The sequence below is a fragment of the Arthrobacter sp. TmtSoilC48 genome (assembly GCF_059739425.1).
The window spans coordinates 1,464,207-1,487,927 of the sequence record NZ_AP046049.1; the positions used below are offsets into that span (position 1 = coordinate 1,464,207).

The 23,721-nt window shown below is 63.0% G+C and carries 25 protein-coding genes; 17 read left to right on the forward strand and 8 right to left on the reverse strand.

Annotated elements, in window-relative coordinates:
* Nucleotides 1–7: 7 nt before the first annotated feature.
* Together AC6I97_RS07005 and AC6I97_RS07010 are read right to left on the reverse strand one after the other, a co-directional pair.
* Entirely contained in the window at nt 8–652 is a 645-nt protein-coding gene (locus AC6I97_RS07005) for a hypothetical protein (protein ID WP_497944499.1), read from the reverse strand.
* 5 nt (nt 653–657) lie between these two features.
* Nucleotides 658–1,101 (reverse strand): PLD nuclease N-terminal domain-containing protein, encoded by a 444-nt coding sequence (locus tag AC6I97_RS07010; protein WP_224165264.1) that lies wholly within the window; start codon nt 1,099–1,101, stop codon nt 658–660.
* 87 nt (nt 1,102–1,188) lie between these two features.
* Between AC6I97_RS07010 and AC6I97_RS07015 the strand changes: the two genes are divergently transcribed.
* On the forward strand, nt 1,189–1,500 hold the full coding sequence (locus tag AC6I97_RS07015) for a DUF4229 domain-containing protein (RefSeq protein ID WP_497946962.1): 312 nt from the start codon (nt 1,189–1,191) through the stop codon (nt 1,498–1,500).
* A gap of 32 nt (nt 1,501–1,532) precedes the next feature.
* On the opposite strand, the gene AC6I97_RS07020 is transcribed toward AC6I97_RS07015, so the two are convergent.
* The 4 genes from AC6I97_RS07020 to AC6I97_RS07035 all read right to left on the reverse strand — a co-directional run bounded on the left by AC6I97_RS07020 (nt 1,533) and on the right by AC6I97_RS07035 (nt 5,378).
* Nucleotides 1,533–2,414 (reverse strand): 1,4-dihydroxy-2-naphthoate polyprenyltransferase, encoded by an 882-nt coding sequence (locus tag AC6I97_RS07020; RefSeq protein ID WP_224088765.1) that lies wholly within the window; start codon nt 2,412–2,414, stop codon nt 1,533–1,535.
* Nucleotides 2,415–2,474: 60 nt separating this feature from the next.
* Nucleotides 2,475–3,614, reverse strand: coding sequence for an AMP-binding protein (locus AC6I97_RS07025; protein ID WP_497944500.1), 1,140 nt, complete (start codon nt 3,612–3,614; stop codon nt 2,475–2,477).
* Nucleotides 3,615–3,623: 9 nt separating this feature from the next.
* Nucleotides 3,624–4,574 carry a 1,4-dihydroxy-2-naphthoyl-CoA synthase gene (locus AC6I97_RS07030; RefSeq protein ID WP_497944501.1) on the reverse strand — a complete coding sequence of 317 codons (951 nt, stop codon included), beginning with the start codon at nt 4,572–4,574 and terminating at the stop codon, nt 3,624–3,626.
* Nucleotides 4,575–4,646: 72 nt separating this feature from the next.
* Nucleotides 4,647–5,378 (reverse strand): CPBP family intramembrane glutamic endopeptidase, encoded by a 732-nt coding sequence (locus AC6I97_RS07035; RefSeq protein WP_309925203.1) that lies wholly within the window; start codon nt 5,376–5,378, stop codon nt 4,647–4,649.
* 51 nt (nt 5,379–5,429) lie between these two features.
* On the opposite strand from AC6I97_RS07035, the gene AC6I97_RS07040 reads away from it, so the two are divergent.
* The 8 genes from AC6I97_RS07040 to AC6I97_RS07075 all read left to right on the forward strand — a co-directional run bounded on the left by AC6I97_RS07040 (nt 5,430) and on the right by AC6I97_RS07075 (nt 14,784).
* On the forward strand, nt 5,430–6,374 hold the full coding sequence (locus AC6I97_RS07040; RefSeq protein ID WP_309925205.1) for a metal ABC transporter substrate-binding protein: 945 nt from the start codon (nt 5,430–5,432) through the stop codon (nt 6,372–6,374).
* Nucleotides 6,371–7,105 (forward strand): metal ABC transporter ATP-binding protein, encoded by a 735-nt coding sequence (locus AC6I97_RS07045; protein ID WP_224088758.1) that lies wholly within the window; start codon nt 6,371–6,373, stop codon nt 7,103–7,105. The genes AC6I97_RS07040 and AC6I97_RS07045 overlap by 4 nt, the downstream gene beginning before the upstream one ends.
* 3 nt (nt 7,106–7,108) lie before the next feature.
* Entirely contained in the window at nt 7,109–7,972 is an 864-nt protein-coding gene (locus AC6I97_RS07050; RefSeq protein WP_224088757.1) for a metal ABC transporter permease, read from the forward strand.
* A 147-nt stretch (nt 7,973–8,119) separates the two neighbouring features.
* Entirely contained in the window at nt 8,120–9,769 is a 1,650-nt protein-coding gene (locus AC6I97_RS07055) for an ABC-F family ATP-binding cassette domain-containing protein (protein WP_497944502.1), read from the forward strand.
* Between the two features lie 152 nt (nt 9,770–9,921).
* Nucleotides 9,922–10,269, forward strand: coding sequence for a molybdopterin oxidoreductase (locus AC6I97_RS07060; RefSeq protein ID WP_224088755.1), 348 nt, complete (start codon nt 9,922–9,924; stop codon nt 10,267–10,269).
* Nucleotides 10,269–12,737 (forward strand): nitrite reductase large subunit NirB, encoded by a 2,469-nt coding sequence (gene nirB, locus AC6I97_RS07065; protein WP_497944503.1) that lies wholly within the window; start codon nt 10,269–10,271, stop codon nt 12,735–12,737. The genes AC6I97_RS07060 and nirB overlap by 1 nt, the downstream gene beginning before the upstream one ends.
* Nucleotides 12,734–13,042, forward strand: coding sequence for a Rieske (2Fe-2S) protein (locus AC6I97_RS07070; RefSeq protein ID WP_224088752.1), 309 nt, complete (start codon nt 12,734–12,736; stop codon nt 13,040–13,042). The genes nirB and AC6I97_RS07070 overlap by 4 nt, the downstream gene beginning before the upstream one ends.
* A gap of 278 nt (nt 13,043–13,320) precedes the next feature.
* Complete coding sequence (locus AC6I97_RS07075; RefSeq protein ID WP_309925219.1) at nt 13,321–14,784, forward strand: amino acid permease; 1,464 nt, start codon at nt 13,321–13,323, stop codon at nt 14,782–14,784.
* 127 nt (nt 14,785–14,911) lie between these two features.
* Here the strand turns inward: AC6I97_RS07075 and AC6I97_RS07080 are convergent, their stop codons facing one another.
* A complete protein-coding gene (locus AC6I97_RS07080; RefSeq protein WP_497944504.1) occupies nt 14,912–16,057 on the reverse strand; it encodes a S1C family serine protease in 1,146 nt (381 codons plus the stop codon).
* A gap of 107 nt (nt 16,058–16,164) precedes the next feature.
* Between AC6I97_RS07080 and AC6I97_RS07085 the strand changes: the two genes are divergently transcribed.
* From AC6I97_RS07085 to AC6I97_RS07120, 8 genes are all read left to right on the forward strand, one after another.
* Nucleotides 16,165–16,623, forward strand: coding sequence for an SRPBCC family protein (locus AC6I97_RS07085; RefSeq protein ID WP_497944505.1), 459 nt, complete (start codon nt 16,165–16,167; stop codon nt 16,621–16,623).
* Nucleotides 16,623–17,279, forward strand: a complete 657-nt coding sequence (locus AC6I97_RS07090) for a pentapeptide repeat-containing protein (RefSeq protein WP_224165256.1) — start codon at nt 16,623–16,625, stop codon at nt 17,277–17,279. Before AC6I97_RS07085 ends, AC6I97_RS07090 begins: the two co-directional genes overlap by 1 nt.
* A gap of 131 nt (nt 17,280–17,410) precedes the next feature.
* Nucleotides 17,411–18,637, forward strand: a complete 1,227-nt coding sequence (locus AC6I97_RS07095; RefSeq protein WP_497944506.1) for a thiolase family protein — start codon at nt 17,411–17,413, stop codon at nt 18,635–18,637.
* On the forward strand, nt 18,638–19,447 hold the full coding sequence (locus tag AC6I97_RS07100) for an enoyl-CoA hydratase/isomerase family protein (protein ID WP_497944507.1): 810 nt from the start codon (nt 18,638–18,640) through the stop codon (nt 19,445–19,447).
* Entirely contained in the window at nt 19,444–20,307 is an 864-nt protein-coding gene (locus AC6I97_RS07105) for a 3-hydroxyacyl-CoA dehydrogenase family protein (RefSeq protein WP_497944508.1), read from the forward strand. The genes AC6I97_RS07100 and AC6I97_RS07105 overlap by 4 nt, the downstream gene beginning before the upstream one ends.
* 27 nt (nt 20,308–20,334) lie before the next feature.
* On the forward strand, nt 20,335–20,931 hold the full coding sequence (locus AC6I97_RS07110) for a GNAT family N-acetyltransferase (RefSeq protein WP_309925233.1): 597 nt from the start codon (nt 20,335–20,337) through the stop codon (nt 20,929–20,931).
* 12 nt (nt 20,932–20,943) lie between these two features.
* Nucleotides 20,944–21,399: a hypothetical protein gene (locus AC6I97_RS07115; RefSeq protein ID WP_497944509.1), complete on the forward strand. Its 456-nt coding sequence runs from the start codon at nt 20,944–20,946 to the stop codon at nt 21,397–21,399.
* Nucleotides 21,400–21,547: 148 nt separating this feature from the next.
* Nucleotides 21,548–22,453, forward strand: coding sequence for an SGNH/GDSL hydrolase family protein (locus tag AC6I97_RS07120; protein ID WP_497944510.1), 906 nt, complete (start codon nt 21,548–21,550; stop codon nt 22,451–22,453).
* A gap of 92 nt (nt 22,454–22,545) precedes the next feature.
* Here AC6I97_RS07120 and AC6I97_RS07125 read toward each other — a convergent pair whose 3' ends face one another.
* On the reverse strand, nt 22,546–23,718 hold the full coding sequence (locus AC6I97_RS07125) for a Gfo/Idh/MocA family protein (protein ID WP_497946964.1): 1,173 nt from the start codon (nt 23,716–23,718) through the stop codon (nt 22,546–22,548).
* Nucleotides 23,719–23,721: the final 3 nt, after the last annotated feature.

Here is a 23,721-nt window from a genome sequence, read left to right on the forward strand (position 1 = left end):
TAACGCCTTAGATTTCCGTTGCGCGCCGGCGTCCGCTTATCAGCCACGCCGTGGTGGACGGCAGGAACAACAGGATCAGGCCTGCTGCAGCCAGGACGTACTGCACGGCAAGCAGCACAGTGGACAGGATGCCTTCGCCTCCCGGCGCGACGACGAAATCGGCCGTGATCACTGTGACCACGGCGTGCAGGAGCGCCACCGGTGCCAGCAGCCAGCGCGCCCAGCTGCGGCGCCTGAAGGCCACAGCCAGCAGGACGGCTTCCATAGCGACCACCAGCGCAAGCATGGCCAGGCTTCCCAGGAACACGACGGCGGTCGCTCCCTCGATTGCCTGGGCGTCGCCGTCGGGGAGTTTTCCCGCGATAACGTCCTGGAGACGATCCAGGTGCGAATCGCGGGCAAGGAAACTGGTGACGACTACTGCGGTTCCTGCGGCAAAGCTGGCTACCCACAACCACCTGGACAGCAGCGCCGGGCCTGGTGGCCCCACGACGGCGTCGCCGGGTGCGGTTTCGACGGGCGGGCTAGGCGAGCCGAGTGGGGGAGGAGACAGGGAAACGCCGGAGCTGGACTGCGGCGTGGACGGTGGTGGCCCGCCGATGGGTGACGCGGTAGTAGAAGACTGCCGTGATCCATCAGCTTGCCGGGCCATGTTCCCTACTTCAGTTCGTCGGTGCCATGGGTATCCGGCTCGCCGCGTTTGGCATCGCCGGACTTGTACCCGGGGGCTTTATTGCCCTGGCTGCCCTCCTGGCCATCAGTACCATTGAGTTTTCGCTCTTTGGCTTCCAGCTCTGCCTTGAGCTTCTTGAGGCGCTCTTCTTCGGCGGTGTTCCGGCGGCGGGTTTCGAGGTTGCGGAGGAACTCGGGATCGTCATCCGGGGCGGTGGGGTGGCGGCGGATGGGCTGCGCCGAGGGCTTGCCGTAGGGCCTGCCGAAGATGAACCAGAGGACTGCACCCAGAAGGGGCAGGACGATCATGACCACGATCCAGGCGGGCTTGGAGATGCCGCGTGTGTATCTGCCATCGGTACGTATCACGTCCACGAGGGCGTAGACGAAGATAACAAGGACGACGACGACGCCAACAACCCGGAGCATGCACCAAGTCTAGTCGCCGGAAGGCATTCACTGGACGCCCGGCTCCGGCTGTGATCAGAGTGCAACCATACGGGCGGCTAAACTTGGATAGTGGCTTTCCTGAAGTATTCCCTCATCCGTTTGGCGCTGTTCGTGCCGCTGTTCATCCTGTTCGCCCTTTTGCAGGTGGGCTGGATCCTGGCGGTGGTCTTCGCGGGGCTGATCGCGTTCGCCATCAGTTACCTCTTCTTCCAGAAACAGCGCGACGCCGCCACTGCGGCCATCCGGGAACGCTTTTCCGGCCGGGCCAAGCCCATTCGCACCGCTGGCGAAGTTGAGGACGCCGAGGCGGAGGATGGCCTGGTGGAGCAGAACCCGGACATTGCCGTCAACAACGACAAACGCCCGGGTTCCAAGTAGCTTTCGTTACAGAAGCTCAGAAGCTCGGAAACTCAGAAGCCGCGGCTCAGGATCAGGCCGAGCGAGAACAGCAGGCTGTAGCCGAGGTTGATCAGTCCGGTCTGCTTGAGCACGGGAATGAGGCTCTTGCGCTTCTTGCCGTTGACCATGAGCCAGGCGGGCATCAGGCAGGCGGGGATCAGCAGAAGAACGATCAACATCCACGGCTTGGTGGGTGCCAGCACAATCACCAGCAGGATGGCGACGGCCAGCATCAATACGTAGCTCTCGCGGGCATGCCTGTCTCCAAGACGCACGGCCAAGGTCCGTTTGCCTGCCGCTGTGTCCGTGGGAATATCCCGGACGTTGTTGGCCATAAGCAGGGCGCAGGCGATGAGCCCAGTACCGATCGCGCCGATGACTGCTGCAAGGCTGACCTGTCCGGCCTGGGTGTAGGTTGTGCCGAGCGTTGCTACCAGTCCGAAGAACACGAAGACGAAGACGTCGCCCAAGCCAAGGTAGCCGTAGGGGTTTTTGCCGCCCGTGTAACCCCAGGCCGCCAGAACGCAACCGAGGCCCACCAGGATCAGCCACCAGGTCTGGGTGATGATGACCAGGATCAACCCGCACACCATGGCCGCGCCGAACAGTCCAAAGGCCGCCCACTTCACTTGCTCGGGCTTGGCGAGCCTGGAACCAACCAGGCGCAGTGGCCCTACCCGGTCCTCGTCCGTCCCGCGGATGCCGTCCGAGTAGTCATTGGCGTAGTTGACGCCCACTTGGAGGAGGAGCGCCACGAGCGCCGCCAGGATCGCATTCGGCAGCCGGAAAGCATGGAGCTCGTACGCCGCTGCCGAACCGATCAGTACGGGCGCGATTGCCGCGGGCAGTGTGCGGAGCCGGGCTCCTTGAATCCATTGTGCAGCTGTCGCCACGTGTAGTACCTCGTGTATTTCGCGTTGATCTTTGGTCGGAGTCATGAGGGCAGAACGTGTCTATTGTCCCTGATGCACGGCGGAAAGCTGTTCGATCATGGCCAGCCGGTCCGGTTTTCCGTTGGGCAGCATCAGCAATTCCTTCCTGGCGACCACAGTCTTGGGGGCCAGAACTCCCAATGCTGCTTCGCGGCGGGCCGTGAAGCCCTTAAGCCCTTCCGGCGAGGGGTCGGACATGGCCACGTAGGCTGCCACGGCCTGGCCCCATTCTCGCGACGGTACACCCGCGACGAAAGCTGCAGTGACGCCGTCGAGCTCTTCCAGTTTGCTTTGGATATAGCCGGCAGAGGCCTTGACGCCGCCGCTGATGATGACGTCGTCGGCGCGGCCCAGGACAGTGAGCTTGCCGTCACCGGCAATTTCGCCGAGGTCGCCCGTGACGAACCAACGCACGCCGTCTTCCTCGAGGAACGCGGACTTTGTGGCCCGCGGGGCGTCAAGGTAGCCCGCCGCCACGGTGTCGCCGCCCAGCAGGATGCGGCCTTCCAGTTCGCCCTCGCCGATGCGGACCTCGACGCCGTCCAGCGGCTCGCCGTCGTACACGCAGCCGCCGCACGTCTCGGCTGATCCGTAGGTGGTCACCACCTTGAGGCCCTCGGCATGGGCGGCGGCAAGGAGTTCAGCCGACGCTGGCGCGCCGCCCAGCAGGATGGCATTGAAGCGGCGCAGCGCGGCAAGGGTTTCCGGTGCGGGGGAGTCCAGGAGCCGCTGCAGCTGGGTGGGGACCAGCGACGTGAAGCGGATCTTGTCCGTCAGTTCCCCCGCCGCAGCGGTGAATGCCTCGGGCGTGAAGCCGTTCGACTGGTCCATCACCCAGGGCCGCGTCCCTGCGTAGAGCGAGCGGACCAGGACCTGGACGCCGGCCACATACTGCAAGGGCAGTGCCAGCAGCCATTGGCCTTCGCCGCGCAATGCCATGGCCGTTGCCACGGAGGAGGCCGCCAGGGCATCCACAGTAAGGATGGTGGCCTTCGGTGTTCCGGTGGAGCCGGAGGTCCGTACCACCACCGCGGCCTCTTCCACGCCGGTCTCTACCGGAACGGCTTCCGGCCGCCCGTCCTCGTGAACCACGATTTCGACGGCGGGACCCTCGCCATGCAGGGCAGTGGCCAGTGCTTTGAGTACGGGATCGATGTCCACAGGGGAGTCCTAGAAGTAGTAGGGGAAGTTGGACCAGTCGGGGTCGCGTTTCTGGAGGAAGGCTTCCTTGCCCTCCACGGCCTCGTCCGTCATGTAGGCCAGCCGTGTGGCTTCACCGGCGAAGACCTGCTGCCCGGCCAGGCCGTCATCGGCCAGGTTGAAGGCGAACTTCAGCATGCGGATGGCCTGGGGGGATTGGCGGGCGATATCAGCCGCGTACTCCAATGCGACTTCCTCCAGCCGCGCGTGGTCCACGGCCTCGTTGACGGCTCCCATCCGGACCATGTCCTCGGCGGAGTATTCGCGGGCCAGGAAGAAGATCTCCCGCGCGGCTTTCTGCCCTATCTGGCGGGCCAGCAGCGCAGAGCCGTATCCGGCGTCGAAACTTCCCACGGTGGCGTCAGTCTGCTTGAACTTGCCGTGTTCGCGGGAGGCGATGGTGAGGTCGCTGACCACGTGGAGGGAATGTCCGCCGCCGGCTGCCCAACCGTTGACGACGGCGATGACCACCTTGGGCATGGTCCGCATGAGCCGCTGGACTTCCAGGATGTGAAGGCGTCCGGCGCGTGCGGGATCGATGGTTTCCTGGGTGTCTCCTTGGGCGTAGCGGTAGCCGTCCCGGCCACGGATCCGCTGGTCGCCGCCTGAACAGAACGAGTGCCCGCCGTCCTTTTCCGACGGTCCGTTGCCCGTGAGCAGCACGGTGGCAACGTCAGGAGACATGCGCGCGTGGTCCATGGCCCGGTACAGCTCGTCCACAGTGCCCGGACGGAAGGCGTTGCGGACCTCGGGGCGGTTGAAGGCGATACGTACAGTGGGGAGATCCTTGACCGTGCCGTCGCTGGAACGCTCAACTTGCCGGTGGTACGTCATGTCCTTGAAGTCGTCGAAGCCGGAAACGGTGCGCCAGCGTGAGGGGTCAAAGATGTCGGAAACCTTGGCAGGGAGTTGGTTGTTCACAGTCCGAGTCTAGTAATGGCCTCGGCTGATGCAGAACTCGCGGCCTTGGCTGCAGGTCCTGGCATGCCTCTGTTACCCGGTGGGGAGGAAGTCCGGCGGGATCGCATAAATGAGAACCACGGCCAGGAGGTTCTTGGCCGCATGGACGAAGTAGGAGAACATCAGGTTCTTTCCCGTCCACACATAGACCGCCACCAGCACAAGGGCCATGCCGAGATAAGGCGCAAGAGCCGACAACGCCAGCCCTTCCCTGCCCACAACATGGATCGAGGCGAAAACTCCTACCGAAATCGCGCAGCAGATCCAAATGTTCACGTACTGCGACAACTTGCCGATCAGCAGGTGCCGGAACAGGTACTCCTCGACGAACGGCCCCAGGACCACCAGCAGCGGCACCATGAGCCAGGCCGGCACACGCTGAAGGAGGCCTTGGATGCCCAACTGGTTTTCGGAGGTCTGCGCCGTACCGAGCGCCGCAACCAGAATTGCCGTGACGATCAGCATGACCACCACCGCAAGGGGAATCATTCCAAGGGTGAACCAGGGACGGGTGCCCAGGATCTTGATGTCGCGGCCAACAATGCGCCAGGCGGACGCCAAGGCAAAGACCCCGACGGCAGCATAGAAGACCGCGTTGACGGCATAGGAAGCCGTGGCGGGGTCGGAAAAAAGCCGGAGCATCATTCGCTCCACGGATTCGCCCGCAAAAGTGAAGTAGACCGTGAACCCCACGTAGGCGGCCACGGCGACTGCGTCCAGGGCATTGAACCGGTAAAGCCTCGCCCGCATCGAAATGGTGCCCATATGACCAGACTATCTTTGCTGGGTGGCCCCCGCTTCGCTACACTTTTCGGTATGCCTAACTTTCCGTTTCGGCGCGCCAAAGTTGTCCGCCGATTCGCCGCCTTACTGACCGCATCCGCTCTGGTGCTCGGGGTGTCCGCCTGCGGAGGGAATTCCTCTGCCGGTGGTGACGACAAGCCCGTTGTCCTGACCACGTTTACCGTTTTGGCCGACGTCGCCAAAAACGTCGCCGGTGACAAGCTCCGCGTGGAATCCATCACCAAGGCCGGGGCCGAAATCCACGGCTATGAGCCAACTCCCGGGGACATCCGCAAGGCTGCCCAGGCCGACCTCATCCTGGATAACGGCCTGAACCTTGAAGCATGGTTCTCCCAATTCGTGGAGGGACTCGATGTGCCCCACGCTGTGGTGAGCGACGGCGTGAAGGTCATGCCCATTGCAGAAGACTCCTACCAGGGCAAACCAAACCCGCACGCATGGATGTCCCCCAGCAACGTCCAGATCTACGCCAACAACATGGCCAAGGCCTTCGCCAAGCTCGACCCCGCCCATGCCGGCGAGTTTGAAGCCAATGCCAAGGCCTACAACGCCAAACTGCAGACCGTCCAGGACGAGATGGTCTCCAAGCTCTCCGTTCTGCCCGAAGCACACCGGGCGCTGGTGACGTGCGAAGGTGCGTTCTCCTACCTGGCCCGGGATGCCGGACTCAAAGAGGTCTACATCTGGGCCGTGAACGCTGAGCAGCAGGCAACGCCCCAGCAGATCGCGCGGGCAATCGAATTCGTCAAGGACAACCAGGTGCCGGCCGTGTTCTGCGAATCCACCGTCTCCGACGCCCCCATGCGGCAAGTCGTCGGTGCTACCGGCGCCAAATTCGGTGGCGTACTCTACGTGGACTCGTTATCAGAAGCAGATGGTCCTGTTCCCACGTATTTGGACCTCATCCGCCACGATGCGAAGACCATCACCACGGCCCTGACAGGAGGAGCGTCATGACCAGTCCCGCGATCGTCGTTGAGAATGTCACGGTCCACTACGGCGAGGTGCTGGCGCTGGACTCCGCATCCCTCACCCTGGACCACTCCAGAATCTGCGGTTTGGTCGGCATGAACGGCTCGGGCAAGTCCACCCTGTTCAAGACCATCATGGGCATGGTGAAGCCCGATTCCGGCCGGGTCCTCATCAACGGTCACCCGCCCATGAAGACCCGCAAGGAGGCCGGGATCGGCTACGTCCCGCAAAGCGAGGATGTGGACTGGGCCTTCCCCTTGTCCGTCCGGGACGTAGTGATGATGGGCCGCTATGGGCACCTCGGTTTCACCCGCCGTCCACGGAAAGCAGACCGGGACGCCGTCGAACAGGCCCTGGACCGCGTGGAGCTTGGCGAGTTTGCCGACCGCCAAATCGGCCAGCTGTCCGGCGGGCAGAAAAAGCGTGCCTTTGTAGCCCGGGGCATCGCACAAGGCGCCACCATGATGCTGCTGGATGAACCCTTCGCCGGAGTGGATAAGCGATCCGAAGCCACTATCACCAGGCTCCTGCGCGAACTTGCGGCTGACGGCGCCACCATCCTTATCTCCACCCACGACCTCCACGCGCTCCCTCAGCTCTGCGACGAAGCAGTGCTCCTGATGCGTAAGGTGCTGATGCATGGCAGCCCGGACGTGGTGCTGCAACCTGAAAATCTAGCCATGGCATTTGGCCTTGACGTCATGAACAGGGGCTAAGCCGTGGAATTCCTGCTTGAACCTTTGAGCTACGACTTCATGGTCCGCGCCCTCGCCACCACGGCAATTGCAGCGGTGGTTTGTGCGGTCCTTAGCTGCTGGCTCGTTCTGATCGGTTGGTCCCTCATGGGCGACGCCGTATCGCACGCGGTGCTTCCCGGCGTCGTGCTCGCCTACATTGTGGGTGCGCCGTTCGCGCTTGGTGCGTTGGTGTTCGCGCTGATTGCCGTGACGTTGATCGGGGTGGTGCGGAACACCAGCCGCGTGAAGGAAGATGCGGCAATCGGCATCGTGTTCACCTCGCTGTTCGCGCTGGGCCTGGTGCTGATCTCCGTGACACCCAGCCAGACTGACCTGAACCACATCATCTTCGGCAACCTTCTGGGCGTCAGCGTCCCTGACCTCATCCAGGTTGTGGTCCTTGGCGTGGTGGCTTTCGCGATCCTGATCCTCAAGCGCCGGGACCTCACGCTGTACGCGTTCGACCCCACGCATGCCCACGCCATTGGACTGTCGCCCCGGCGGCTTGGAGCGCTGCTGCTCGGCCTGCTGGCGCTGACATCCGTGGTGGCTTTGCAAACCGTGGGCGTGGTGCTGGTGGTAGCCATGCTGATCATTCCCGGTGCCACCGCCTACCTGCTGACGGACCGGTTCTCCCGGATGCTGGTGATCGCCCCCGTCATCTCGGTGGCGTGCTCCATGACCGGCATCTACCTGAGCTACTACCTGGACACGGCATCAGGGGCCATGGTGGTGGTCACCCAAGGTGCGGTGTTCGCCGTCGTCTATCTGTTCAGTCCGCGGCAAGGACTGATTGGTACGCGCGTGGCAAAGGCCCGGCGGAAGCGCGCGGTCGCGGCGGCCTGAAACTTGACGTGCCCCGATTCGCCGGGCAGTCTGGAGCGATGAAGTCTTGAGAGCAGCCCGTCCATCCGGCTGCATCCCCAGTAGACCACTGAGGCAGTACCCCAAGCGGTTTCCTGCCATTCACTGCGGACTTTGCGAGGACATCTCTTGACTGACCACCTTCACCTTTCCGGCGTTTCCCACGGCTACGGGGACCGCGAACTTTTCCACGGCGTTGAACTCACCATCGATCACGGCGAGCACGTTGCCATTGTCGGGGAAAACGGGGCGGGGAAATCCACCCTTCTCCGCCTGCTGGCCGGCGTGGAAACGCCCGACGACGGCACGGCCGGGTTGGCAGGAAACGCCGGCTACCGCGTGGGCTACCTCGCCCAGACTCACGGACTTCCTGCCTCAATTACTGTCGGCGACGCGATCGACGAGTCCCTTAAGGCACTCCGTTCGCTTGAGGCCCGCATCACCGAACTGGAACAGGACCTGGCGGACGCGGACCCCGAAACCCTGGAACTCTACGGAAGCCTGCAGACCCAGTACCAACTCCGCGAGGGGTACGCTGCCGAGTCCCGGGTGGAAGCAGCGCTGGACAGGCTGGGGCTGGGAGGCCTGGACCGGCGTCGAACGCTTGGGTCTTTGTCCGGCGGCGAGCAGGAGCGCGTTGCCCTCGCCTGCCTGCTGGCAGATCCTGCCGAAGCCCTGCTCCTGGACGAGCCCACCAACCACCTGGACGCCAATGGCACAGCCTGGCTGGAATCGAGGTTGGCTGCGCACCGAGGCACCGTGGTGGTGGTTTCGCACGACCGCGTCCTGTTGCGGAAGGTAGCCAGCACGGTAATCGAAGTCGACGCCGAGCGCCGTTCCGTCAATAGGTACGGCAACGGCTACGAAGGTTACCTGCGGGAGAAAGCCGCCCAGCGGGCCCGTTGGGTGCAGCAATACGAGGAATGGCTCGACGCCATGGCCGCCGAACGGTTCCAGGCAGCCACGGTTTCCGGCGGCATGGGCTACGGCCGGGTGCGCGACAACGACAAATTTGCGACCGGCTTCAAAAAAGGCACCTGGCAACGCGCAGCCACCAGCAAAGTTCGCAACGCCCAGGAACGCCTGCGGCGGCTCGAAGAGAACCCCATTGACCGGCCACCCGTGCCGCTCAAGCTCGCCGTGCAACTTGACGTTCAGCTGGAGGAAGCTGCTGGACCGGCCATCGAAGCACGCGGCATTAGCGTGCCCGGTCGCCTCAAATCGACTGATCTGCGCGTCGAAACCGGGGAGAAGGTCCTCATCACCGGGCCAAACGGCGCAGGAAAATCAACGCTGGTCTCCGTGCTCGCCGGGACGCTCGAGCCGGCCAGCGGAACATTGGCCGTTCAGGGCACGGTGGGATATCTGCAGCAGGAACTCGACGTGCCCCCGCGTCCCGGGCTCCGGCTCCTTCCGGCGTTTGCCGCAGGACTGGGCGGAAACATCGACGAACATGCCGAGGCCCTGCTTCGCCTGGGCTTGTTCCGGCCTGCGGAGTTCCACGTTCCCGTGGGCAGCCTCTCGGCCGGACAGCAACGCAGGCTCGCCCTGGCCAGGCTGCTCCTGGGCAGCTACGAAACCATGATCGTGGACGAACCCACCAACCACCTTGCGCCGGTGCTCGTGGAACAGTTGGAAGCTGCGCTCGCGGGCTTCGCCGGGACACTGATCATCGTGAGCCACGACCGCGCGCTGGGGGAGTGGTTCGATCGGTGTGCCGCGGCCGGTTCAGTGGGTAGCTGGGTCCGGTACGGGATGCAGGATGGCGAGTTGCTGTAGGCCCACGTGGCCGACGTGGCCGACGCTGCCGCCGGGGTGAGTTGTTCGCAAAGGGATCGTTACGCCCTGTCCTGCATATGGAAACACGGCATCGAGCGTCCTGAAACAACGGCGGAGCACCATGGAAGGAAGCCGGCCGAAAGGATCTTTCCGTGATTTCCAAGAACCTCTTCCTTCAAGGCATATTCCCGTTTGACGGCATCGGTATGGAGAAGCCGGTTCCCCTCCACAGCGAGCTCGCGCACTTTGTTCCGGACGGCGTCGTGAACCAGACGCTCTACTTCCGCGGCGGCAACACCAGCTCCGAACTCATCGCGGTTGTCCTTATGCGCGACGGCGTGCCGATGCGGTATTTCCCCATCGGGGCCAAAGGCGATGTGCACGTCCCGTTGCGGGTTGTGGAAGATATCGAGGGCGGCTCGATGATCGAGTTGTACATCGCCGCGCCGGCCGGCGTCCGCGGTTCCGTGGTGGTGGACCTGGGCATGGTGGAGCACTGATGACCAGGCAGCTGGTGGTCATCGGCAACGGCATGGCCGGTGCACGTGCGGTGGAGGAGATCCTGGCCCGCGGCGGCGGGGACGCGTTCGACATCACCATTTTCGGCGACGAACCGTACGGAAACTACAACCGCATCATGCTCAGCCACGTGCTGTCCGGCGAGGAAAGCGATGCCGACATTTTCCTCAACGCCCTGCCGTGGTACCAGGAAAACAACATCACCCTGCACGCTGGGGTCCGGGTGGAGCGCATAGATAAGTACAGCAAACACGTCTTTACGGCCGATGGCAGGGTGGTTCCCTACGATGTCATGATCATCGCCACCGGAAGCCACTCGTTCCTTCCCCCGATGGATGGCCTCTACACGCCCAGCGGATCGGTGCGCCACGGGGTCTTCACGTTCCGGACCATGGACGATACCCGCAAGATGGTCCAGTTCGCCCAGCACGAGCATCACCGCCGGGCTGTGGTGATTGGCGGGGGATTGCTGGGGCTCGAGGCTGCCCGGGGACTGCAGGCGTACGGCCTTGACGTGGCGGTGGTCCACTCCGGTGGCCACCTCATGAACGCGCAATTAGGGCCCGGCGGCGGCGCAATACTGCGGCGAAGCGTCCAGGCGCTGGGCATCGAGGTCCATACAGGAAGCCGGACCACCGCGGTACTGGGCAAGGACCGGATCACCGGCGTGCGGCTGCGTGATGACACTGAGCTGGACTGCGACATGGTGGTTGTGACTGCCGGCATCCGGCCCAACGTGGATGTCGCGGTCGTGAGTGGTTTGGCCGTGGAACGGGCCATCGTGGTGGATGACCACCTGCGCGTCATGGACGAAGAGGACATCTATGCCGTGGGGGAGTGCGTTCAACACCGGGGCGAGGTTTATGGGCTCGTAGCGCCCTTGTGGGAGCAGGCCGCTGTTCTGGCGGACCAGATCACCGGTGTGGATCGTTCCTCGGTCTATCTGGGTTCCAGGACCGCCACCAAACTGAAGGTGGCCGGCGTCGACGTCGCTTCCATGGGCCTGCCGGGCCCGGAACGGGACACGGATGAGCACATTGTTTTCTCGGAACCGAGCCGGGGTGTGTTCAAGTCGATCGTGATCCGGGACAACAAGATGGTGGGCGCTACCCTTCTTGGTGACAGCCGCAAGGTTGCCTACTTGACCCAGGCTTTTGACCAGGGCCTGCCGCTGCCGGAGGAACGGCTCTCGCTGATGTTCGATCTCGGCTCGCCGGGTGAAGAGGAAGGTGTTTCCGAACTGGCGGATTCGGCACAGGTCTGCAACTGCAATGGGGTTTCCAAAGGAACGCTTGTTGCCGCGGTGCAGGGTGGTTGCCGTTCGGTACCGGCAGCCATGGACGCTACCCGGGCCGGCAAGGGCTGTGGTTCCTGCAAGCTGCTGGTTTCGCAGGTGGTGGAATGGGCGGCCGACGGCGCCGTAGAAGATGACCCGGCTGCGAGCTACTACGTTCCCGGTATTCCCCTGGACAAGGCCGCGTTGATGTCCCGGATCCGGGAGCTTGGTCTGCGCTCGGTTTCCCAGGTGTTTGCTGCGCTGGCTCCCGGAAGCGCTGAAGATGCCAAATCCAAGATGGGCCTTGCCTCGCTCCTGAAGATGATGCTGCCAAAGCAATACATCGACGAGCGCGACGCCCGCTTCATCAACGACCGCGTGCATGCGAATATCCAGCGTGACGGCACGTTCTCCGTGGTTCCGCAGATGAAGGGAGGCGTGACGTCCGTGCAGCAGCTCCGCACGATTGCCGACGTCGCGGAGAAGCACAACATTCCCATGATCAAGCTGACCGGTGGGCAAAGGATCGACCTTCTGGGCGTTCCCAAGGAAGACCTTCCGCAGGTTTGGGCCGATCTGGACATGCCCTCCGGCTACGCCTACGGCAAGAGTTTCCGCACCGTGAAGACCTGTGTGGGGAAGGATTACTGCCGCTTTGGCACGGGTGATTCCACGGGTTTGGGCATCTCGCTGGAATCCCGCTTCCAGGGAATCGAGTCGCCGGCAAAACTGAAACTCGCAGTCTCCGGATGTCCGCGGAACTGCGCGGAGTCCTTGGTCAAGGACGTAGGCGTCGTTGCGGTGGAAGGAGGCCGCTGGGAAATCTATGTTGGGGGAGCGGCCGGCGCCCACATCCGCAAGGGCGATCTGTTGGTCACGGTGGATACTCCGGAGGAAGTCACACTGCTGGCGGGTCGGTTCATGCAGTACTACCGGGAGAACGCGAACTGGCTGGAACGGACGTATGCGTTTGTTCCCCGGGTGGGGATCGACCGCATCCGCAGCGTCATCCTGGACGACTCCGAGGGCATCGCTTCCCGCCTGGATGAGGCGATGCAGGAGTCCGTGGAGAACTACGTGGATCCGTGGAGTGAGCGCGATGATCCACTCACGCCCGGCCAATTCCGGACCTCGTTGCCGCTCACAGTCCTGCCGCAGGTGCCGGTCCGATGAAGATTCCACACGTCGTAGGGCCGGTGGACCAAATTCCGTTCGGCGAAGGCCGGGCGTTCGGGATCGACGGCGAGCAGGTTGCGGTCTTCCGGCTACGGGACGGGACCTTGCGGGCTGTGTCGGCAGTGTGCCCACATAAGGGCGGCCCCCTTGCCGACGGAACCATCGACCAGCGCGTGGTGATGTGCCCGCTCCACCAGCACTCGTTCGAGCTGGAAACCGGGTGTTCCACCACGGGAGCCAAGCCCCTGCGGACGTACGAAGTCTTCGCAGATGAGAGCCGGAATATCGTGCTGATCTCCTAAAGCAACGCGGGGTCACTTACGGCCCATTCCGGGGGGAAACATGGGCCGTAAGTGACCCCGCGTTGCTGTGTCCAGGATGCGTGCTGTTGCCTGCGTCACGGGCATTCCCATTAATCCCGTAAGATAGACGGGTTGCGCGAACCTTCGGCGTTCTGCGTTCTTTGTCACACTTCAACGTCCTCCAACGGGGAAAGCTCGAATTTTGTGTGGCCAAGACGCCCATGTTCCGGCATGGGCGTAAACACCTACAGCAATACCCCAACCCACAAGGAACAGCTGTGCCGCAAAGTACCCCCACAGAACTCCAGAACCCCACGGCCCCATCCACCGCCGTCGGCTCCACCCTCAGCGCCGAGGGTTACCAGAAGACCCTAAGCCGGCGCCACGTCACCATGATCGCCATGGGCGGCGCAATCGGCGTCGGCCTGTTCATGGGCGCCGGTGGCCGCCTGGCCTCCACCGGCCCGGCCCTGATTTTCTCCTACGCCATTGCCGGCGTCATCGCTTACCTGCTGATGCGTGCCCTTGGCGAACTCATCATGTACCGCCAGACGTCCGGCTCGTTCGTGAGCTACGCCGGTGAAATGTTCGGCAAGAAGGGCGCCTTCCTTTCAGGTTGGATGTACTTCATCAACTGGGCCATGACAGGCATTGCCGAGCTCATCGCAATCGGGCTGTACTTCCAGTTCTTCTTCCCCAACGTCCCCGTTGAACTGTCCGCCATTGCAGCGCTGGTGCTGCTGGTGGCCGTGAACCTGTTCAGCGTCAAGGCCTTCGGCGAGTTCGAATTCTGGGCCTCGTGCCTCAAGGTCGCAGCCATCCTGATCTTCCTGGCCGTTGGCACCTTCATGGTTGTCACCAACGCCCAGGTGGGCAACGGCCATGCCTCGGTGGGCAACCTGTTCCACGAAGACGGTGGCATGTTCCCCAAGGGCGGCCTGGTCATGATCCTGGTCCTCAACGCCGTGATCTTCGCCTACAACGCAATCGAACTCGTTGGTATTACCGCTGGTGAGATGGAGAACCCGGAACGCGAAGTTCCCAAGGCGATCCGCGCCGTCGTGATCCGCATTATTGTCTTCTACGTCGGTTCCGTGATGCTGCTTGCGATGCTGCTGCCGTCGGACCAGTACAAGGCCGGCACCTCGCCGTTCGTCACCGTGTTCGGCCAGATGGGCCTCGGCTGGATGGGCGACGTCATGAACATGATCGTCATCACCGCCGCGCTGTCCTCCTGCAACTCGGGCCTGTACTCGATCGGCCGCATCTTCCGGACCATGGCCAACAACGGCCACGCGCCGCAGTGGCTCACCAAGATGTCCTCCCGCCACGTGCCGTACGCGGCCATCCTGGCGATCGGCGGTGTGTACCTGGTGGGTATCCTGCTCAACATCTGGCTGGGTGGCTCCCATGCGTTCGACCTCGCGCTGAACACGGCCTCCATCGGTGTGATCTTCACCTGGGGCTCCATCTTCGCGAGCCAGATTGCCCTGCGGAAGAAGCGCGGCAACGTCTCCAGCCTGCCGATGCCCGGTTCGCCGTGGACCAGCTGGCTGGGCCTGGTTGCGCTGCTGGCCATAACCGTACTGATCGGCTTCGACACCATGACCGATAAGGCAACCGGCGAGGTCTTCCTTCTGGGTCTCTGGACCTTGGCGACCATCCCCTTCTTCGCCCTCGTCCTGTGGCTTGGCTGGCAGAAGGTCAAGAACAACGAGCCCAAGAGCGAACTGTTCAGTTAACGCTTGGCTCATAAACGCTCGACGGCGGGTGCCTCCTTTCCGGGGGCACCCGCCGTTCGCGTTGTGGGGCATGGTCTGCGTTCTATGTGACGAGTAGGGGCGCAGGGCAGGCCCCGCCGCGTCTCGGCTACGAGGACGGGCGTTCGGCCAGTTGGACCTTTACTTCCTGCGTTTCTGATCCCCTGCGGAATTCCACCGTCACGTTCTGCCCGGGACTTTTGGTTCTCAAGGCTGCGAGGAGATCCTCGGGGGTTGCCAGGTCCTTGCCATCGAGCTTGACGAGTACGTCCCCTGGCTGGATGCCGGCTTTGGCGGCCGGCCCGCCATCCTGCACCGAAAGGGCCAGCGCCCCGTGGGTGTCAGGCAGGCCCAGCCGGTCGGCGATCTGTTGAGTGATATCCCCCGGTCCCAAACCAATGAAGGCGTGATCGGCTGTGCCATCCTCCTTCAGCTGGTCAGCCACTTTCACGGCGGTGGCAGCGGGGATGGCAAAGCCCAGGGCGACCGCACCTGACTGCGGCGGAATGTAGGCTTCGCTGATGCCGGTCACTTCGCCCCGGCTGTTCACTACGGCTCCGCCTGAGTTGCCGGGGCTGATCGCGGCGTCGGTCTGGATGAGGTCCACCAGGGACTGGCTGCTGGACGCCGAACCCGGGATCTGGCGGTGGAGGCCGGAGATGATGCCCGCCGTCGCCGTATTTTCGAATCCCAGCGGCGAGCCTATGACGATCGCCAGCTCGCCGATCCGGGGCAGGGAGGTTTGGAATTTCGCGGCCGGCAAACCTGTCCGTTTTGCTTCCACGAGGGCAAGATCAGTGATGGCGTCGGTGGCCCGCACGGTGCCAGCCACCCGCTGGCCGTCAGCAAAGCCAACCTCAACATCGCGGTTGCCGCGCACCACATGTTCATTGGTCAGGATCAGGCCATCCTGCGAATATACGACTCCACTGCCCAAACCGCCGTCCGTGAAGATGGTAGCCACCGACGGCTGGACATTGCTGATGATGTCAGGGATGTCCGCGGCACCCTGCTGAGGGGCCGGGTTGCTGTCCCCTTGACCGGATTGTCCGGCGGATTCTCCTGCGGATTGCCCGGCGGTTTGTCCGCCGGGTGGGCTGCCGGTCGCGCCTGGGAACTGTGAAGTCGACGGTCCCTGCAGGCTCGGCCCAGGAGCTGTGCAGCCTGAAACCACGGAGGCTAGGACAGCTGCTGCCGCGAGGAGTTCGACGGGACGGGACGCAGTGCGCTTGGCTGAAGCTGGCCGATGGTTCATTGAAGAGTCCCCTTCATCACCGGGCTCTATGGATGCTTTTTAAGGCTAATCCCGCCCTTGTTCCCCCGCCAGTTGGGACTGTCAGTGCCCGGGTCTAGGCTCGATGTATGGATCACACCACCACCCTGACGCAGCACATCAACGCCAGCCCGGAGAAAGTTTGGGCGGTCCTCTCGGACATCCCGGGCTCCGCGGGCACCCTTTCGGGCATCAACGCAATCCAGATGCTCAGTGAGGGTCCTTATGGGGAGGGCACCCGCTGGAAGGAAACGCGGACCATGATGGGCAGGCAGGAAACCGTGGAGATGTGGGTATCCCAGGCTGACCCACCCCGCAGCACCACAGTCAAAGCACTCCAGAGCGGCGCCGACTACACCACCCGCTTCAATCTGGCGGAGCGCGACGGCGGAACTGACCTTACGCTGACATTCGGCGCCGAGGTCCTCAAACCCACGCTCGGGAGCAAGGTCGCCATGGCCTTGTTCGGGAAGATCGGCATGAGCATTACGCGAAAGGCCCTCAGCAAGGACCTTGCCGAGATCGCTGCGAAGGCGGAATCCCTCTAATGGCGGCTGCAAAAGTGGCAGCCCCCAAGATCTCCCCGGTGCGCCTGGAAGAACTGCGCGACGACGACGCCCCGGACTTCCAGCGTGGCGAACGGTATGACGGCATCAGGTTTACCAGGGTGTCTGCCGATGGGGAGGAACTGAGCGGTGCCGACTTCATTGAGTGTGAGTTCACCGGCGTCTCGTTCAACGAGGCCCAGTTGCGTGGCGCCACGTTCCGGGAATGCATCCTTGCCGAGCCGTATGCGCCAGTCTTCACTGCGGCACGGACTTCCTGGCAGGACGTGGAGATCAGCAATCCGAGGTGGGGATCAGCCGAGCTGTACGAAGGCACGTGGCGTTCGGTACGGATCGAGGGCGGCAAGCTGGACTACGTGAACCTGCGCGGCTCCAAGCTGATGGACGTCCAGATTTCAGATTGCATCATCAACGAGCTCGATCTGGGCGGCTGCACGGGAACACGGCTATCGCTGAAGAATTGCACCATCGGCACCCTGGATGTAACCGGCGCCAAGCTCAAGGACGTGGACCTGCGGAGTTCGGAGTTCCGGGGTATCAACGGGTTGGCCGGGCTTGCCGGAGTTGTTATTGACGATTACCAGTTGAGTCTCATGGCCCCGTTGCTGGCCGGCCATTTGGGCATTCGCGTGGTCTGAGCGATGCCGTGCCGGTTAGGGGAAATGGCTTCATCTGTTGACCCGGACGGCAGGCCGTGTAATCTTTATAGAACGAACGGTCGGTATATTATTCCCGGGCCGGTCCCTTTCACTTCGCGAAGGATGTTCTCATGGTCGAGGCTTTTCTTGTTGGCGGCGCACGGACGCCGGTTGGACGTTACGGCGGGGCATTGTCCTCCGTCCGTCCTGACGACCTCGCCGCGCTGGTGGTCCGTGAGGCAGTGGCGCGTGCCGGCGTCGATCCTGACTCCATTGATGAGGTAATCCTCGGCAACGCCAACGGCGCTGGCGAGGAAAACCGCAACGTGGCCCGCATGGCAACCCTCCTCGCCGGGCTTCCCCTCCACATTCCGGGCATCACCGTGAACCGTCTCTGTGCCTCGGGCCTGAGCGCCATCATCATGGCGAGCCAGATGATCAAGTCCGGCGCCGCGGATATCGTGGTGGCCGGTGGCGTCGAATCCATGAGTCGGGCACCCTGGGTCCAGGAGAAGCCCATCACTGCATTCGCCAAGCCGGGCCAGATCTTCGATACGTCCATCGGTTGGCGCTTCGTCAACCCGCTTTTCACCAAGGGCGAGCTCTCCCGCGACGGCAAGATGACCTACTCCATGCCTGAAACGGCCGAGGAAGTGGGCCGTGTGGACAACATCTCCCGCGAGGACGCAGACGCTTTCGCTGTCCGCTCGCACGAACTCGCTTTGGCGGCCATTGCAGGCGGCCGGTTCAAGGAAGAGATCGTTCCGGTCACCGTCAAGACCCGCAAGTCCGAGACCGTGGTGGACACTGATGAGGGTCCTCGCGAAGGCACCACCATGGATGTCCTGGCGGGGCTTCGGCCAGTAGTCCCCGGTGGCTCCGTAGTCACTGCGGGCAACTCGTCCAGCCTCAATGACGGCGCCTCTGCGATCATCGTCGCCTCCGAGGCAGCCATCAAGAAGTTCGGCTTGACGCCCCGCGCCCGCATCATCGATGGCGCTTCGGCGGGCTGCGAACCGGAAATCATGGGCATCGGTCCTGTCCCGGCAACGCAGAAGGTCCTTGCCCGCACCGGCCTCACCGTGGACCAGCTTGGCGCAGTGGAGCTCAACGAAGCTTTTGCCACCCAGTCCCTTGCCAGCATGCGGCGCCTGGGGCTGGACCCGGAAATCGTCAATAACGACGGCGGTGCCATCAGTTTGGGGCACCCGCTGGGTTCCAGCGGGTCACGTCTGGCCATTACCCTTCTGGGCCGCATGGAGCGGGAGCTTGCCAGCAACAATGGACCGAAGCTTGGCCTTGCCACGATGTGCATCGGCGTGGGCCAGGGCACGGCAATGCTGCTGGAAGGCGTGTAAATGGCACTGAACCAGGAAGACTTCAGCACCCTTCTTCTCGAGGAACGTGACGACAGGCTCACTGTTCTGCTCAACCGTCCCGAAGTACGCAATGCGATAGACCAGACCATGGTGGACGAGCTTCACCTCGTCTGTGCCGAACTGGAGCGCAACCCCAAGGTCCTGATCATCGCGGGCACGGACGGCGTCTTCGCCTCGGGCGCGGACATTGGACAACTCCGGGAACGCCGACGGGATGACGCACTGCGGGGGATCAACTCAACCATCTTCATGCGCATCGCCAAGCTGCCCATGCCCGTCATCGCAGCTTTGGACGGCTATTGTCTGGGCGGCGGTGCGGAGCTTGCCTATGCGGCAGATTTCCGCATCGGGACCCCAAGTGTGCGGATAGGCAACCCCGAAACAGGACTGGGAATCCTTGCCGCAGCCGGCGCCAGTTGGCGGCTCAAGGAGCTCGTGGGCGAGCCGAAAGCCAAGGAAATCCTCCTCGCCGGCGCCGTGTTGAGGGCCGAGGAAGCCCTGCGTATCAGTTTGATCACTGAGATTCACGAGGCCCCTGAGCTCATGGAGGCCGCGCACAATCTGGCTGACAGGATCGGCCGCCAGGATCCCCTTGCGGTCCGCATTACCAAGTCGGTGTTCCACGCTCCTGCGGAAGCGCACCCGCTGATCGACACCCTTGCCCAAGGGATCCTCTTCGAATCCCAAGCCAAATTCGACAGGATGCAGGCTTTCCTGGACAAGAAGGACACAGGCAAGGCCGCCAACTCATCCAACTCCGCTGCCAACGACGACAGGATTCAGAAATGACAGCAGTACCCGCGATTCCCCACGTTGTTGGAGTCCTTGGCGGTGGCCGGATGGGTGCGGGAATCGCGCATGCGTTCCTGACCAAGGGGGCCACCGTGATCGTCGTGGAGAGGGATCATGAGGCAGCCGCCGGGGCGCAGGGGCGGGTAGCAGACGCAGTGGCCAAGTCCGCGGCCCGTGGCACCCTGGGCGAAACCCCTGAAGAAGCGTTGGCCAGGTTCAGCACGTCGACAGACTACGAATCCTTCATCCACTGCGGCCTGGTGGTAGAAGCCGTGCCCGAGGATTACGATCTCAAGGTCGCCGCGTTGAAAGCGGTGGAGGACCGCCTTTCCGCAGATGCATTCCTTGCCTCAAACACGTCGTCTTTGTCCGTGACGGACTTGGCGAATGAACTCCGCAGGCCAGCCAACTTCATCGGGCTGCACTTCTTCAACCCGGTGCCCGCCTCTACCCTCATCGAAGTGGTGCTGGCCAAAGAGACCTCGCCCGAACTCGCCCAAGCGGCGAAAAACTGGACCGAGGCACTCGGCAAGACCGCCGTCGTCGTTAATGACGCGCCCGGCTTTGCGTCCTCAAGGCTGGGCGTCGCTATTGCCTTGGAGGCTATGCGCATGGTTGAGGAGGGTGTGGCATCAGCGGAGGACATCGACGCCGCGATGGTCCTGGGGTACAAACACCCCACCGGGCCGCTCAAGACCACCGACATCGTGGGTCTTGATGTTCGTCTGGGCATCGCGGAGTACCTGCATTCCACGTTGGGTGACCGCTTTGCTCCGCCGCAGATCCTGCGGGACAAAGTTGCCCGTGGGGAGCTTGGCCGCAAAACAGGCAAGGGCTTCTTCGACTGGAACGACTGACCATCGCGTAACCGTTAGGCTAGCCGGGTGACCTCGATTGAACCCATCACCTTGACCGGCAAATTCGTGACCCTGGAACCCTTGCGGCCAGATCACCACGACGACCTTGTGGAGGCGGCCAAGGACGGCGAACTCTGGAAGCTCTGGTACACCTCCGTACCCACGCCGGACGGTATGGCTGCGGAGATTGAGCGGAGGCTGGGCCTGCAAACCCAAGGTTCCATGGTGCCCTTCGCCACCAGGCTCAACAGCACCGGCAAGGTCATCGGAATGACGACGTACATGAACATCGATGCCGCCACTCCGCGCGTCGAGATCGGCTCCACCTGGAACGCAGCGTCCGTCCACGGAACAGGCACCAACCCCGACTCCAAGCTGCTGCTTCTTCAGCATGCCTTTGAAACCCTGGGCTGCCCCGCCGTCGAATTCCGGACGCACTGGCTCAACCACCAATCCCGCGACGCGATCGCCCGCCTCGGCGCCAAGCAGGACGGTGTGTTGCGGAACCACTCGCGCACCAAGGACGGAGTGCTTCGCGACACCGTGGTGTTCTCCATCCTGGAACACGAATGGCCCGCGGTGCGGAACGGCTTGGAGTTCAGGCTGGCCAGGTACAGCGCGTAGTTGGCCAGCGATATGACGCTCTTACCGGCAGATCAGGACATGCCCCGCAAGCCACGGTTCAGTCTTCGCGCGGCTGTTATTGCAATCGTTCTTGGAATTCTATGGCTGCTCCTCTTCCATAACGCACCGCCGCGCGAGGGCACGGTGGCCGGGCACGGAATCGTGGTTGACCAAAAGATCAGTACAAAAGGCCTCTGCGAGCCTATAGCCGACGTCGTGATCGATGGCGCCACGTACCGCACTCCTCCAGGAACCAGCGCCGAGCCCTGCGCCTACGGGATCGGCGAGGCCATCGATGTCACCTACCACCCTGATGACATCACCGGAACGCTTGAGATTCCTTTGGAAGGACCATCCAAGAAGGCTGTAGCGCTTTTGCCCTTGATAGGGGTCGCGCTGCTTATCGGCGGCACAATCTCGCTGGTTGGAAACATCCTTTACCGCCGGAAAGTGAAAGCCCAAAAATAGCTTGTCGATGGGTCTGTACCGCATTGCCTGCCGGGCGTAATCTGGCCAACACATTGCCCCGTACGCGGCCGACGGGTGGGCGAGCCGCGAAGTGATCCCTTTTGACGGACCACCGGAGCCCCAAAGAGCAGCATGAAGGGGAAACACCATGGCAACTCATCGAGCACGACGCCGGCACTTGGCTTTTGCAGGCGGATTGGCCGCCCTTGCACTCACGTTAGGATTCACGGCCAGTCCGGCGACCGCCGCACCGCCGCCACCCATCACGTATGTGGCACTCGGCGATTCGTACACGGCAGGGACGGGGGCGGGGGACTTGAGCAGGCCGCCCGTTGCTTGTTGGCAAAGCCCCGGTGGTTACGCCGACCTTGTGGACGCCTCGCCAAAGGTCACCTTGGTGGCCAATCTTGCGTGCCATGGCGCTGTGTTGTTCCCCGTCCCACCCTTCTATGACGGAGTGACGCCGACAGTTGGGGAACAGATCCTTGCCGGGCAGCAGGCCTTGGCGGGTGCTGATCTGGTCAGCATCACAGCTGGTGCCGTGGATGCCGGCAGTTTGCTTGCCTTGCAGGCCTGCTCTACACCGGATACACAGCTTTGCGCAGCCACAGTTCAAGGCATCATTCAAAACCTGCAGCTTGGTATCCTTCAGGCCCAGCTCGAGGCAACATACCAGGCCATCCAGCTGGCGGCACCGGACGCTGTCATCGCTGTTCTGGGCTACCCTCGCCTGTTTGATCCGTCGCAGGGCGACATTGTGACCAATGGGATCACAATTGTTCCCGTCCAGAACCAAATACTCGTGAATCAAGCTATTGATGCCCTCAACGCGACCATTGCAGCGGCTGTGGAAGGCAGCGGGACCAACGCCGTGTTCATCGATGTGACAAAGCGATTCATCGGGCACGCGGTCAACTCAGACAATCCCTGGATCGTCCTGGATCTCACGCAGCCGTTTTTGGATGCAAACTTCCATCCGAACGACGCCGGATATCAGGCCTACGCATCAGCACTGCTCTCTGCGGTGAAGCTAACTCAGCTCGCCAAACGCTAAACCACTAACACGTTGCGAACCCGCTGTTTCGTTGTTGCCCAACCACGAAACAGCGGGTTCGCAACGTTCAGGCAGGCAGGAAGCCCGCACGTTCACACCTTCTGCCAACGGCTCCCAGCCACGGCGCTGGCCTCAACCGCTGCCAGCACTTTCTGTACCTGCAAGGCATCAGAGAACGACGGCGAGGGCTGCTCGCCAGCGCCGAAGGCATTCACGAGGTCCACCACCTGATGCGTGAATCCGTGCTCGTAGCCCAGGCCGTGCCCTGTGGGCCACCAGTTTCCGACGTAGGGGTGGGATGGTTCCGTCACGATGATCCGGCGGAAACCGGCGTCCTCCTCGGAGGCATCGTAGAAGGACAGCGAGTTCATGTCCTCGAAGTCGAAAGCCAACGAGCCGAGCGTGCCATTGAGTTCCAACCGCATGGCGTTCTTCCGTCCCAGGGCGAACCGCGTCGCCTCGAACACGCCGATCGGGCCAGCGTCGGATGTCTTACCGCCGCCGGATGTCTTTGCCTGGAAACGGGCGGTGAAGATCGTTGCGTCGTCCACAGTTACTTGCCCGCGCGGACCGTCGGCACCGCCATGCCCACCGAGCCCTACGAGGTCCCCGCCGATCGGCCGTTCCTTCACGAACGTCTCCATGAGGGCCGAAACCCCGGTGATGCTGGACCCGGTGATCCACTGGGCAGCGTCGATACTGTGCGCACCGATATCACCCAGTGAACCGGAGCCGGACTTTGACTTGTCCAGGCGCCACGTTAGAGGGGCGTCCGCGTCCGACAACCAGTCCTGGAGATACTGGGCCCTGACGTGCCGGAGCTCGCCCAGCCGGCCGTCGTCCACCATCCGCTTTGCCAGGGCCAGTGCAGGAGTTCGCCGATACGTGAAACCGCACATCGAGTACACGCCCCGCTCGGCGGCCGAGGATGCGACAGCGGTCATCTTTTCGGCCTCCACAACACTGTTGGCCAAGGGCTTCTCGCAGAGCACGTGTTTGCCCGCTTCCAAGGCGGCGATGGCGATCTCGGCGTGCGTGTTTCCGGGGGAGCAGATATCGATCAGGTCAATGTCATCGCGCTCAATCAGGCGACGCCAATCGGTCTCTACGGAATCCCAACCGAACTTGTCCGCGGCTGCCTGAACACCGGAAGCATTCCTGCCAGCCAGCGCCGTCAGCTCGGGCGCAAGTGGGAGATCGAAGAAGCGGGGCGCGGTTCGCCACGCATGCGAGTGGGCCGCGCCCATGAAGGAGTAGCCCACCATGCC